Source organism: Candidatus Villigracilis saccharophilus, assembly GCF_016711665.1.
Genome location: NZ_JADJSO010000015.1, coordinates 45,830 through 58,205, shown reverse-complemented (window position 1 = coordinate 58,205; position 12,376 = coordinate 45,830). Strand labels below are relative to the sequence as shown.

Here is a 12,376-nt window from a genome sequence, read left to right as displayed (position 1 = left end):
ACGTTGGATATGAGCTGATCGAATATCAGCTCATATTACAAGTTTTCATAGACATAGAAAATGGTGAGGATGTATTTTATTTACTGATGTCCAACGATGCGATGCGGCACATAGGGTTCTTCCAGATATGCAACTTCGTCTTGGGTCAACTTAACGGACAGCGCGCCGACGGCTTCTTCCAAATGCGGTATCTTCGTCGCCCCGATGATGGGGGCTGTCACTGGCTCTTTTTGTAATAACCAGGCGAGGGCGATATGAGTGCGTGGGACTCCATGCTGCTTTGCGATCTCTGCGACCCGCTCTACGATCTGTTGGTCTGTTTCAGCGGTTGAGTCATATTTGCTTTTTGCAATTTGATCGGTCTCAGAGCGAAGCGTGGTTTCAGAAGACCGCTCACGTGTCAACCTCCCTGATGCAAGCGGGCTGTATGGAATCACTCCGATCTTCTCTTCGCGGCATAGCGGCAGCATCTCACGCTCCTCTTCGCGATAAATGAGATTTAGGTGGTTCTGCATTGAAATAAAACGAGTCCAACCATGTTTCTCGGCGACATGTAACGCCTTTTGAAATTGCCATGCCCACATGGCAGAGGCGCCGATGTAACGAGCTTTGCCTGCGCGAACGATGTCGTTCAAGGCTTCCATGGTTTCTTCGATTGGCGTTTCATAATCCCAGCGGTGAATTTGATACAAATCTACATAATCTGTTTCGAGTCTGTTCAAGCTCTTGTCGATCTCACTCATAATGGCTTTGCGTGATAACCCTGAGCCATTCGGTCCCTCAAACATTTTGCCATGTACTTTGGTGGCGATGACCACTTCATCTCGTTTGGCAAACTCTTTCAAGGCGCGTCCGAGGATCTCTTCGCTCGCTCCAATCGAATAGACATTGGCAGTATCGAAGAAATTGATTCCCAGCTCAAGCGCCTTTTTGATGATTGGACGGCTGGTTTCTTCGTTCAGCACCCATTTGTGAATCCAACGTGCCGCGTCGCCGAACCCCATACAGCCGAGGCAGATGCGTGAGACCATCATTCCTGTTGAACCTAATCGAATGTATTCCATAAACTTGCTCCTTAATAAATAGATTTAACGCTGTTTTCCAATGAAGTGTTTTGAGGATGTTCTCTACGCAATGTCCAGCAGTGTGTTCGCAGACCTATCCTGCGGAGTGGACAGTGTCCTGCCTGTCCGGGCAGAAAACCCAAGATTAAGCCTCTACCCAGGTACGACCTGTGTACTTTTGATGCCGCCCATGCGAAGCAGCCCGAGGACGGGATTGGCAAGTACGCGCAATATGAGGCGCTTTTTTGAATATTAGCATAAAAAATAATAACCCAACTTTGTCATTTTATTGCTCAATGATCTCAATAAGATTTTGAGGAGAGCTGACTACATGATCAGGATTGCCGCGAAGTAAATTTTGCAAACTTTGATGCCCCCATGTAACTGCAATGCTGGTAACTGAGGCTTCTTTTGCCGCAAGGACATCACTTAATGAGTCTCCGACCATAAACACTGATTCTTGCTTTCCGTTTTCTAAAAGGCGGTTTCGCGCCATTGATATTTTCTGCGCCTTGGAGCCTGGTGAATCCACTCCATAGACCGCATGGATGAGACTTTCCAGGCCGTGTTTGACGAGAAAAGTTTTTACATTTTGCGACGAATTTGTTGTGACAATGGCAAGCGTGTGATTGATGGAAAGGTGTCTGATCACCCTGCTCAGACCTGTGAAAATGGCCGGTGGGGTTTCCTTTTCTGCGAAAAAGTTTAAACAAATTTTGACAAACTCATTAACAAGATGTTCAGGGACTTCACATGCCTGTCCATAGGATGCAAAAGACATAACTTCAAGATTGTTTAAGTCCTCTTTTGTTACTAAATGGTTTATACCCAATTTGTTGCAGGCTTCTTGACCGAAGTGAAGCAAGTCATCAAGAGTATCTGCGAGTACACCGTCATAATCAAAGATGATAAGTGCCATGAAAAGGGGCTCCGTTTGGCGCGTTTTATACTAGAACGCGGTTGCGATAATACCGGCAACCGCCATGACGATTCCAAATCCCTGAGGTTTTGAAATTTTGTCTTTCAAGAAAACAACAGCCAGTGCAATGGTCACGATTGACAAGGCGGACGCGATGGGTGTGATCAATATTGCGTCGCCGATCGTCAAGCCGAAATTAACAAGTGCTACTGCGCCAGTTTCGATAACACCCATTAATAAGATGATGGTTTTTGTTTTCGCAGAAACTTTAGTCAAGCCGATCCTTTGTTTTGCAGGAAGCGAGAAGACCAACAGGAATAAAATAATTCCAAACTTTATAAACAGGGTCGTTAATAACCACCCGATTTCTTCAGAAATGATCTCGCTAACGTTCCAGAAGATACCAAAGAAAAAAGCCCCGAAGACGGCTTCTTTGACGCCCGCTGAAAGCTGGAATCTTTGATTTCTAATTTCACTCCAATTTAAGGAAGCCAAAGTAGCGCCAAGGATAATCATAAGGACACCCAAAGTTTGTAAAGCAGAAAGCCGCTGCCCCATAAATATAAAAGCAAACAACATGGTAAACACAGCCCACAGATTCATGGTCGCTGCAATGATGGACACATTGCCCTTCTCAAAGCCTTTGAAGAAAAATAAATACCCGGCGGAATAAAGTATCGCCGCGATGAAGGATAAAATAATTACCAAAACAGGGATGTTGATGCCTGGCTTGAAAAGAATGGCAAGTAGAAAGATGGAAATCAAACCAGCCAATTGCGACCAAAACAAAGACTTGAAAGATCCGATCTGTTTGGCAAAAACGCCGCCAAGAAAGTCGTATATTCCCCACCCGACCATGCCGCCTATTCCCAATACGATGCTCAAGATGGTTGTACTCATGAGTGCCTGCTTCGCATTTTAACTGTCTGCGCTTCCATGTATGCCTTGAACACCGACAAGGCATTCGATCATCCCAAGATGCCGGTTGTCATGGGTCATCCATGTTGAAATGATGGGACCGATGCGTCCGTCGTGCCAATTTTCCCCATGAAGACCCTCATAAATTTTGTAGAACTCCTTGTCACTGATCCCTTCAACGGCACGCTGGGCGGCGGCAAACGCGCGGCGCGCGTAATCAAGGAGCAAATCCTTCCCAGGGATTCGGAGCGTCACGGCAGTCTTATCATCCATGCTCATGCCGGTTTGAGCATAGCCCAAGCTGTCCGTTTCCATATCCCAATGGATTGCTAGTTCTTCCTTATCCCACAATTGATTCCCGCGTCCATTGATCATCTCTTGAAGGTAATCTGCCCAGCGTGCCAGATGCCAGACATGGAAACCTATGGAAGGAGTGGTTGCATTTGGTGTCCAGCCAATCTGTTCATCGGTCAGGTTGACGAGGAGATCAAGCAGGTTTTCGTGGGTGTTGCGATATTGCTCGGAAATCTCAGCCATTATGCTTTCGGGCATTTTATTTCTCCATGAAGTTGAGCGCCAAACCATTTTCGTTCGTGGATCGTGACTTTCACGTCTGAGCGGAAAAGCTCAAAGCCAGGTCCATCTCCAAATACGATCAGTATGCCCTGAAGCCCTTCTCAATTGTTAGCCTGCTTGGGTGTTTTTGCGGATATCATATTTCCATAGCAAAATACCCTGCCAAATACTTATTATCGTGCCAAGCAACAAAACAAATCCTTCAAGTTCTGGGAACAGATAAACAAACAAGGACGAGACTCCCGCCAGAAAATAGAAACCATTTAACAGTCGGGGAAAGAGGTGAGATGCCCAACTGGCTGAACCAAGTAACACAAACGCCCATCCTAGAAAATGGAACCCGATCGCATTCACACTTGTCACAAGCGTTGTCCAAACGACAAGGATGGTTGTGGAGTTTTCCAGATCCAGTTCAGGGTGGTTCAAGTGGTAATGACGATTGGATGCGCGGATAAAAGCGACTGCTGCCATCCCCGCTGCGGAAAGGACAGCTGCCAAAAGACCGAGGTCCGCGCGGCGAAACGCCCTCTCCCCGATGATTTCACGAAGCACATAGGTCACAACGATTAGACTGGCTGACAGGATTGGTCCGTAGAGAAAATCTGCCAGGTCATATGCGAATACTCCGACGGCATCTCGCAAATTTCCAGTCAGGTAAATCAGCGGCGCAACAACAAATGATACCGCTAGTAAAAAAGATGCGAGCCCGCCCCATTTGTTGATTGTCATGGTTTTACTCCAATTTCAGCGAAGTGCTATTTACCCTTTGCCGTCAATTTTATTCCAACCCCGACTCCCATTCATAAGACTCGACAACGACCCAGCTTGTGGATTTCAGCCTCGTTTCGCATTGACGCATCGCTTCTACTATTGTAGCCTGCTGGCTTCGTGGGTCCTGGGCGAATGCTGCTCGACATTGTTCATCCCAGGCTGATGCTTCCCAGCCTGTCAAGAGCAGGGCGTAGTCAACATAGAGAGGGTTGCCGGTATCGATCTGGCGTTCGCCATACTTCTTGAAGAATTCGCTGCGATTCCACCACACTGGAAAATCCATTATCCAGCCTGGCTGGCCGTGTTCGGTCGGGCATAAGTAGATTCGTTCGCGAACTGTGGGCATGGTTTGCTCCCTGTGATCTATCCATTTGCCTTTAAGGACGCCCCAAATTAGAATTCCACCGTCATCTGTACGTGTAATAAGGAATCGCCCATCAGGCGAGAAAGAATCAAGCCAGCCGCGTAGTGCGGTCTCATGGGATGTCCAGTTTGTTGTATCCCTGGCAACTGAGGAGCCTTCTACTGTCTGATATGCTAGGATTGAACCGTCAGGTGAAATCAAATAGCCGGAGTGCCTATCGAGGATGCTTGTAATTTGGACAGCGCCGTCTGGAGAAAATATTTTAAGAGAACCCTCAACACTATCTAGCGCTGCCAGGAATTTTCCGTTCGGCGAGTAAGATGCTCTATACATGTTAGGCAATGTTTTCAGGATAGTTTGGCTCTTAATATCCCAAATATCGACATTGCCCTCATCCACGGTAATCGCTTCAATGGCAATTTTGGAGTTGTCGGGAGAAAACGAGAGTCCTAAACCGTTCGAGTTCTCTAACAAGGCTATTGGCGTGTTATTTGCGATATTGATCACAGAGGTTCCCTCGGCTACATCAAACGCCAGGTATTTTTCATCTGCCGACACAGCAAACTCAATTCCATCCCATGCGGATAGAATATTGCCTGCACTATCAATATGATAGATCATATATGGACCATAGGAACTTACTATGATGCTTCCGTCGGATAGATACTTTATCGCTGTGAACGGTACATCGGCATTCTCAATGTTAGTGATGTACAGTGAATTAGAGGAAATTGTTCCGCTTTCCAGGTCAAAAAAGAAGAGTTGAGCCTTGTTGCTGTTCCCTAATACTAATGTTTTTCCATCAGGCTCAATTACGACAACCGAATGGGCCATCGGCATTTCAGCAGGGAAGGCCTGCACTAGCTGCAATCGTGTCCAGTTTTGAGGTGAGATGGTTTCCAACTGAGTGAGCCACCCTGCTGGAAGATTGGGACGCACTACAGAAGGCTGGGTGACAGGTACAGAGGTCAGATGCTGTGTTGCAGGCAGGGATGTTGCGGGTGCGGTCATTGTCTCAGAAGGCGGGGTTTCTTTTGGAGAAAATAAACTACACGCGAACAGTAAAAATGCGGTAGTGATGAAAAATGTGAAGGCACGATGCATGTTGTAAAATCCTTTAGTGAGATAGAACTGCCTAACGGTTTTCGTCATCGTCCCCGAGAGTGTTCTTCCCGCGTGGGATCGCGGACTTGATCTGCAGGTTGTCCCGCTGGGGTGTGGCGTGGACTCTGCAGATTTCATCTGTGTGTGATTTATTGGACAACCTGCCTACCATACCGATGACTAAAAAAGACGCCACCGCAGACACGGCAAGATTTTACGTGTAATTTTTTTTACCGGAATAAATAATGTAACTGACCAAACAATGCCACACACGAACTAAGAAGAAGCGGATTTTGAAGAATCTGACACAAACAGAAGACAACAACGCCAACGAAACCGAGATAATTTTATAAACTCAACTTGTCTGAGCCTTTGCAAAAAAATACAAGCCAATTTTGAGAGTCTGAAAATTCAACTAAAAACGCTACTGATATTTTTTTAGAGATGAGCCACAAGTTCGGCAAAATAAATCTGTTGTTCCTAAAATTTTTGTTCCACAACTTGGACACTTATTAGGTGTAATTAGTGGCGCGAACAATGTTACCAAAATAATAGCTGACCCTAGCAACCCCATAACGCCAGAAACCAAATTGAGCAATCCCCATTGCATTACTACCGACGGGCTGTCATTAGTGCTGAACGAATCGGGTGTCAAAAAAACAATAATCAAGCCTGTTATCATTATTGCGCCGCCAATAATTAGCGGCACTATTTTTATTTGACATCAGTTATTGATTACCTTGTCTTGCTCTAGCCTGTCTTAAGTCGTCGTTTTACCACCCAGTGAGCTTATGGATTGGTGCAATTTAAAACGCCAAAATTAATATAGGCAAAAGACCGCCATAGGTTAAGAAGAGGTGATCTGGGTTCGCGCTTAAGTGCCCTCTGTAAGAGTTACTCCACAAACCGATACTTGACCAAAGTCCACACTGCTTCGAAGGCATCATGTAACTTGATCTTCTTGCCCTGCGAATAATCGCGCGGATTAAAGGTGATCGGCACTTCGAAGATGCGGAATTTGCGCTTGAGGATCTTGGCGGTGAACTCAGGTTCAAAGTCAAAGCTGTTGGCGTGCAAGACCATGCCATTTAAGACCTCGCGGCGGAAAACCTTGTAGCCGGTTTCCATGTCTGTCAGGATGGTGTTGTAGAGGATGTTGGTCATCAGGGTCAGCATCTGATTGGCGACCAGATGCCAGAACATCGTCACGCGGTGCGCGCGCCCTAAAAAGCGCGAACCATAGACCACATCCGCCAGACCCTCTTCAATGGGTTGGAGCAAAATAGGAAAATCGCGCGGATCATATTCCAGATCGGCATCCTGGATCAGGAGCACGTCTCCGGTTGCCGCCGCCATGCCGGTCCGCACCGCCGCGCCTTTGCCTTTGTTCTTCTCATGCAGGATGACGCGCAGGCTGTTCTTTCCATCCAGGGTTGCCAGGACATCACGCGTGCCGTCTTTCGAACCATCATCCACGACCACGATCTCATGGACAAGGTTGGTCTCGTACACACGCTTTAAGATGACTTGAATGCTCTCAACTTCGTTGTAAACGGGGATAATGACGGATAGTTTCATAGAAAATCGATTATAAACGAAAAGAAGTATAATCAGATTCCGACATGAATTTATTCACGGCGTCGTTTTTTAAACAAAAACCTTCTCAAACACCGGATGGACGACATCTATGACTCGACAACCAGGTAAAGTTTCAGCACCGCTTACAGGTGGATTTTCTCCGCCGCAGATCAACAGCCTTGAAGATACAGGTCTTTCCCCGCTTTGGCTGCAAGACCTGATCCTTAAAGTCTTGTATTTCCGCGGTTACATGACCGGTTTCAAGATCTCGGAAGAGATCACCCTGCCGCTTGCCGGTGTTACAGATCAATTGCTCGCTTCCTTAAAAACGGAAAAATTCATCGAAGTGAAATCATCGCAGGGCGGTTTGGGCGAAGGCGCCTACACCTACGGGATCACCAGCGCGGGCATCCTGCGCGCCCGTGAAGCCATGGAACGTAGTCAATATGCCGGCCCCGCTCCGGTCCCGTTCGAAGTCTATAACGAAGCCATCCGCCGCCAGAAGAGCGGACGATTGACCGTGACCACCCGTTCCATGCGTCAGATCCTCTCGCAAATGGTCATCTCTGAATCCACTTTTCAAAGGCTGGGTCCCGCGCTGAATTCGGGTTCTTCCATTTTTATGTATGGTCCGCCCGGAAACGGAAAGACCAGCATTGCGCGCGCATTTGGAAATCTGGTCTTGAGCCAAAGCATGTTCATCCCGTACGCGTTGTATCTGGATGGACAGGTCATCAAAGTATATGACGCTGTCAGCCACAGCCTCGCGCCAGACAGCGATCAGGCCAATGGCGCATCCAGTACCGGTAATTTGCGGACCAACATGCGCCGTGATCCGCGCTGGTTGAAGATCCGCAGGCCGTTCATTGTGGTCGGCGGCGAATTAACCCTCGAAGGACTCGACCTGGTTTTTGATGACACCACCAAATTTTACGAAGCGCCGTTCCAGGTCAAAGCCAATGGCGGTATTTTATTGATCGACGATTTTGGCCGACAACAGGTGCGTCCGCGCGACCTGCTCAACCGCTGGATCGTTCCGCTCGAGAACCGCGTTGATTATTTGCGTTTGCACACCGGCCGCAAAGTGGAAGTCCCTTTTGATGTGCTGGTCGTTTTTTCCACGAACCTGCCTCCCAAAGACTTGGTGGACGAAGCCTTCCTGCGCCGCTTGCGTCACAAGATCGAGATCGGCGACCCCACTTTTGAGGAATATCGCGAGATCTTCAAACGTGTCGCCCAGGATAAACGCGTTGAATATGTGGACCAGGGACTCGCTTATCTTTTGCAGGAATGGTACATCAAGCCCAACCGCAAATTGCGCGCTTCGCATCCGCGCGATCTATGCGACCAGATCATTGACATCTCATCCTATCTCGCCGTCCCCGCGACCATGTCCCGCGAAATGATCGATCAAGCCTGCGCGGCGTTTTTTGTGGATATCTAAGACGCTTCAGACCTACCCCGAGCCTGCCACCGATGTTTGAAAATTTTCCCCATCCCATCATACTTGCGCACCGCGGTGACCTTGCCCACGCGCCGGAGAACACCCTCGCATCCTTTTCCCAAGCCCTGCAAAAAGGCGCGGACGGTGTCGAACTGGATGCCAAATTAACCTCCGATGGTCACGTGATCGTGATCCACGATACAACTGTGGACCGCACTACAAACGGCAAAGGCCGCATCCCAACGCATTCCCTCGAGTCGATCCGCCAGCTGGACGCGGGCGCGTGGTTCGATGAAAAGTTTCGCGGAGAGAAGGTCCCATTGCTGGAGGAAGTGTTTGAACTGATCGGCAGGGATAAATTGATCAACATTGAATTGACCAATTACGCCACCCCGCGCGACGGGTTGGTGGTGAAGGTATGTGAGTTAATTAAACGCCATAACAACCAAAAACAGATCATCTTCTCGTCTTTCTTTCCTGCCAACTTAAAGATCGCAGCGCAGAGTCTGCCTGAAGTTCCGCGCGGCTTGCTCGCCATGCCGGGGTTGATGGGCATCTGGGCGCGTTCCTTTGGTTTCATGTTTGGCGAATATCAGGCATTGCATCCCCATATTTCCAGCGTCAACAAGCAGCAGGTTCTGCGTGTGCATCGCATCCATCGCCGCGTGCATGTGTGGACGGCGAACACCCCCGCGCAGATCGAGCAACTTAAAGAGTGGGGCGTGGATGGCATCTTCACTGACGATCCGCAGACAGCGGTACGCGCACTCGGGAGGGCAGGGTGAAGTTGAGGTCCTCTGAAAACCGCGATCAAGCCCGGGCGGAGCGCGAAACGAAAATCCAAAAGGCGTCGTTCATCGAGCGACGTCTGTTTTATCTAAAGAAGCACCTGCTTCATATCTTTCTCCTTATCAATTTGTTCGCCATGTTTGTGCCAACCTTGGCGCAGGCTCAGTCTCCCACGCTGCCCCCGCAAATTTCTGCTATCTTGAAGTCCATGACCCCGCAGGAACGGGTCGGGCAGTTGTTTGTTGTGACTTTTAAGGGGACGGACGTTGGCGATACTTCCGAGATCTATGATCTGATCGTTAATTATCATATTGGCGGCGTTGTGCTTCTGGCGCAGAATGATAATTTCACCGCCGCTCCAGACACGTTAACTCAGACACACGCCATGATCGAAAGCCTGCAGCGCGTGGCTTGGGATACATCCACTGCCCCGGTCACGGACTCTGCCAGCGGGCTCACACAGGGGAACTCCGCTTTTGTACCGCTTCTGGTTGGTGTCGCGCAGGAAGGGAATGGATACCCAACCGATCAGATCCTAAGCGGTTTAACGCCGCTGCCAAGTGAAATGGCGATCGGCGCGACCTGGAATACCGGGCTTGCGCAGCAGGTCGGGGAAGTACGCGGGCGCGAACTTTCTGCGCTTGGTTTTAATTTATTCTTTGGACCGTCTCTGGATGTGTTGGAAGCGCCTTCGATCTCCGGCGGGGACCTGGGCACCCGTGTTTTTGGCGGCGATCCATATTGGGTCGGTGAGATGGGGCGCGCTTATATTACCGGCTTGCATACCGGCAGTAATAACCAGCTTCTGGTGATTGCAAAGCATTTTCCCGGCGTTGGCGGCTCAGACCGCCTGCCTGAAGAGGAAGTTTCAACCGTTCGTAAATCCATTGACCAATTAAAACAGATCGAGCTTTCGCCGTTCTTTGCGGTTTCAGGGAATGCAACTTCTCCCGAAATGACAGTCGATGGGCTGCTGGTCTCGCATATTCGTTATCAGGGATTCCAGGGCAACATCCGCGCGACCACGCGACCGATCAGTTTTGATCCGCAGGCATTGAAACAGATCCTGGCTTTGCCTGAATTTTCCACCTGGTATGAGAATGGCGGATTGATGATCAGTGACGATCTCGGCACGGCGGCGGTTAGTGATTTTTATGCGTCTGGCGGCGGGCAGTTCCTGGCGGTTACCGCTGCGCGTGACGCATTTCTTGCGGGCAATGACATGATGTATCTCGGCAATATTGTGTCCAGTGATGCTCCGGACACGTTCACATCCACGACCCGCGTGATCGATTTTTTTGCGCAGAAATATGAGGAAGACCCGGCCTTCGCTCAACGGGTGGATACCTCTGTCGCGCGCATCCTTGCTGTAAAGTCTGGTATTTACGAAGATTTTGTTTTTTCAAATGTGGTAACGCCTCTTAATGCGTTGGCCAATATCGGCACCGCGACCGATGTCACATTTGATGTGGCAAGAAATTCGGCGACGTTGATCAACCCCGATATTCAAGACCTCGCGTCTGTCCTGCCGCTTCCGCCCCAATCGGATGAACGGATGGTGTTTATTACAGATACCGCGGGTTACAAACAATGCAGTCAATGTGCAGAGCAATCATCACTTGCAGTGGATGCGTTGCAGGAGGCTGTCCTTCAACTATACGGTCCGCAAAGCGGGAATCAAACCGCGAATTTCAGGTTGACTTCCTACTCATTAAGTGATTTGCAAACCCTGCTGGATGATCTTGAAATCCCGTTGATCCAGGATGACATCACCCGCGCAGATTGGATCGTGTTTTCAATTACAGATTCTTCTCAAGGGCAGGCGGCTCTTGTCAGTCGTTTCATGCGAGAGCGCCCCGATCTGTTATTGGACAAGCGCATCATTATGTTTTCTTTTGGCGCGCCTTACTATTTTGACACCACCACCATTTCAAAATTCACAGCCTATTCCTCACTTTACAGCAAGCAAACGCAATTTGTGGATGTCGCAGCGCGGCTTCTATTTCAGGAGCTTACTCCGATCGGAGCTTCGCCTGTTTCGATCCCCGCAGTTGGATATGAATTGATCTCGGTGCTGACTCCCAATCCCGATCAGATCATCCCGCTCTTTCTTGACCTTGAAGTTGTTCCTGAGATTCCCGATTCTCTGATCACCCCCGAGCCGACTCCGATCCCGCTTTTTCAAATTGGCGACACCATCGCGATCCGTACTGGCCTGATCACAGACAATAATGGGAACCCGGTGCCGGACGGCACGCCTGTTAAATTCTCCATGATGCTTACCGGGGAAGGCGCCGGCATCCTGCGCCAAGTGGACGCCGTGACTACTCAGGGTGTGGCGCGTGCCGCGTTCGGTCTGGACAAACCCGGCCTGCTTGAGATCAATGTGACCAGTGACCCGGCCGTGATCTCCAATATCCTGCAGTTGGACGTTTCGCAGTCCGGGGCCGTGGCGGTGACGGTCGTTGTCCCGGAGTTGACCGAAACTGTCGCTTCACCCACACCTGAACCGCCGGTCGTGGAAGTTGTGGATGATTATATTTCGACCGAAGGCTATCCGCGTTTGTCCGCCTGGTTTGTGGCGATCTTGATGATCGTCTTTTCTACCGGGATTGGATATGGCGTGGGGATACAAGTTGTAAATCGCCGTACCGCATTCCGCTGGGCATTAGGCATCGCGCTGGGCGGTCTGGCTGCGTATAATTATCTTGCTTTTGGGTTGTTCGGCATCACGAACTGGCTTACCGCAGGCGGTATAACGGGGTTGGTCACCTTTGTGATCTTTGGCGAATTTCTCGGCTTTGTTGTCGGTTGGGTCTGGTCCAGAAGATAAGAATACGGGATATACA

Annotated in this window: 10 protein-coding genes; 3 read left to right on the top strand and 7 right to left on the bottom strand. The window is 49.4% G+C overall.

Annotated features, from left to right (window positions below):
- Nucleotides 1-80: 80 nt before the first annotated feature.
- The 7 genes from IPL17_RS06305 to IPL17_RS06275 form a co-directional block, all read right to left on the bottom strand.
- The gene (locus tag IPL17_RS06305) at nt 81-1,064 is read right to left on the bottom strand and encodes an aldo/keto reductase (protein WP_345306229.1); all 984 of its coding nucleotides are present in this window, start codon (nt 1,062-1,064) and stop codon (nt 81-83) included.
- A gap of 286 nt (nt 1,065-1,350) precedes the next feature.
- Nucleotides 1,351-1,983 carry an HAD family hydrolase gene (locus IPL17_RS06300; RefSeq protein ID WP_345306228.1) on the bottom strand — a complete coding sequence of 211 codons (633 nt, stop codon included), beginning with the start codon at nt 1,981-1,983 and terminating at the stop codon, nt 1,351-1,353.
- A 30-nt stretch (nt 1,984-2,013) separates the two neighbouring features.
- Nucleotides 2,014-2,883, bottom strand: coding sequence for a DMT family transporter (locus tag IPL17_RS06295; protein ID WP_345306227.1), 870 nt, complete (start codon nt 2,881-2,883; stop codon nt 2,014-2,016).
- An 18-nt stretch (nt 2,884-2,901) separates the two neighbouring features.
- On the bottom strand, nt 2,902-3,453 hold the full coding sequence (locus tag IPL17_RS06290) for a DinB family protein (protein ID WP_345306226.1): 552 nt from the start codon (nt 3,451-3,453) through the stop codon (nt 2,902-2,904).
- A gap of 132 nt (nt 3,454-3,585) precedes the next feature.
- A complete protein-coding gene (locus tag IPL17_RS06285) occupies nt 3,586-4,206 on the bottom strand; it encodes a hypothetical protein (RefSeq protein ID WP_345306225.1) in 621 nt (206 codons plus the stop codon).
- A 49-nt stretch (nt 4,207-4,255) separates the two neighbouring features.
- Nucleotides 4,256-5,716, bottom strand: coding sequence for a WD40 repeat domain-containing protein (locus tag IPL17_RS06280; RefSeq protein ID WP_345306224.1), 1,461 nt, complete (start codon nt 5,714-5,716; stop codon nt 4,256-4,258).
- An 894-nt stretch (nt 5,717-6,610) separates the two neighbouring features.
- Nucleotides 6,611-7,294 carry a glycosyltransferase family 2 protein gene (locus IPL17_RS06275; protein WP_345306223.1) on the bottom strand — a complete coding sequence of 228 codons (684 nt, stop codon included), beginning with the start codon at nt 7,292-7,294 and terminating at the stop codon, nt 6,611-6,613.
- Nucleotides 7,295-7,403: 109 nt separating this feature from the next.
- Here IPL17_RS06275 and IPL17_RS06270 point away from each other — a divergent pair, with 109 nt between their 5' ends.
- The 3 genes from IPL17_RS06270 to IPL17_RS06260 are packed head-to-tail and all read left to right on the top strand — an operon-like array spanning nt 7,404 to nt 12,360.
- Nucleotides 7,404-8,738, top strand: a complete 1,335-nt coding sequence (locus tag IPL17_RS06270; protein ID WP_345306222.1) for an ATP-binding protein — start codon at nt 7,404-7,406, stop codon at nt 8,736-8,738.
- 32 nt (nt 8,739-8,770) lie between these two features.
- Complete coding sequence (locus IPL17_RS06265) at nt 8,771-9,523, top strand: glycerophosphodiester phosphodiesterase family protein (RefSeq protein ID WP_345306221.1); 753 nt, start codon at nt 8,771-8,773, stop codon at nt 9,521-9,523.
- A gap of 2 nt (nt 9,524-9,525) precedes the next feature.
- Nucleotides 9,526-12,360, top strand: a complete 2,835-nt coding sequence (locus IPL17_RS06260; protein ID WP_345306220.1) for a glycoside hydrolase family 3 N-terminal domain-containing protein — start codon at nt 9,526-9,528, stop codon at nt 12,358-12,360.
- The last annotated feature ends 16 nt before the right edge of the window (nt 12,361-12,376 follow it).

Coding starts and splice junctions, on each gene's coding strand:
- IPL17_RS06300 (WP_345306228.1), bottom strand. CDS start 1,983: ATGGCACTTATCATCTTTGATTATGACGGTGTACTCGCAGATACTCTT.
- IPL17_RS06285 (WP_345306225.1), bottom strand. CDS start 4,206: ATGACAATCAACAAATGGGGCGGGCTCGCATCTTTTTTACTAGCGGTA.
- IPL17_RS06270 (WP_345306222.1), top strand. CDS start 7,404: ATGACTCGACAACCAGGTAAAGTTTCAGCACCGCTTACAGGTGGATTT.
- IPL17_RS06290 (WP_345306226.1), bottom strand. CDS start 3,453: ATGCCCGAAAGCATAATGGCTGAGATTTCCGAGCAATATCGCAACACC.
- IPL17_RS06280 (WP_345306224.1), bottom strand. CDS start 5,716: ATGCATCGTGCCTTCACATTTTTCATCACTACCGCATTTTTACTGTTC.
- IPL17_RS06295 (WP_345306227.1), bottom strand. CDS start 2,883: ATGAGTACAACCATCTTGAGCATCGTATTGGGAATAGGCGGCATGGTC.
- IPL17_RS06305 (WP_345306229.1), bottom strand. CDS start 1,064: ATGGAATACATTCGATTAGGTTCAACAGGAATGATGGTCTCACGCATC.
- IPL17_RS06275 (WP_345306223.1), bottom strand. CDS start 7,294: ATGAAACTATCCGTCATTATCCCCGTTTACAACGAAGTTGAGAGCATT.
- IPL17_RS06265 (WP_345306221.1), top strand. CDS start 8,771: ATGTTTGAAAATTTTCCCCATCCCATCATACTTGCGCACCGCGGTGAC.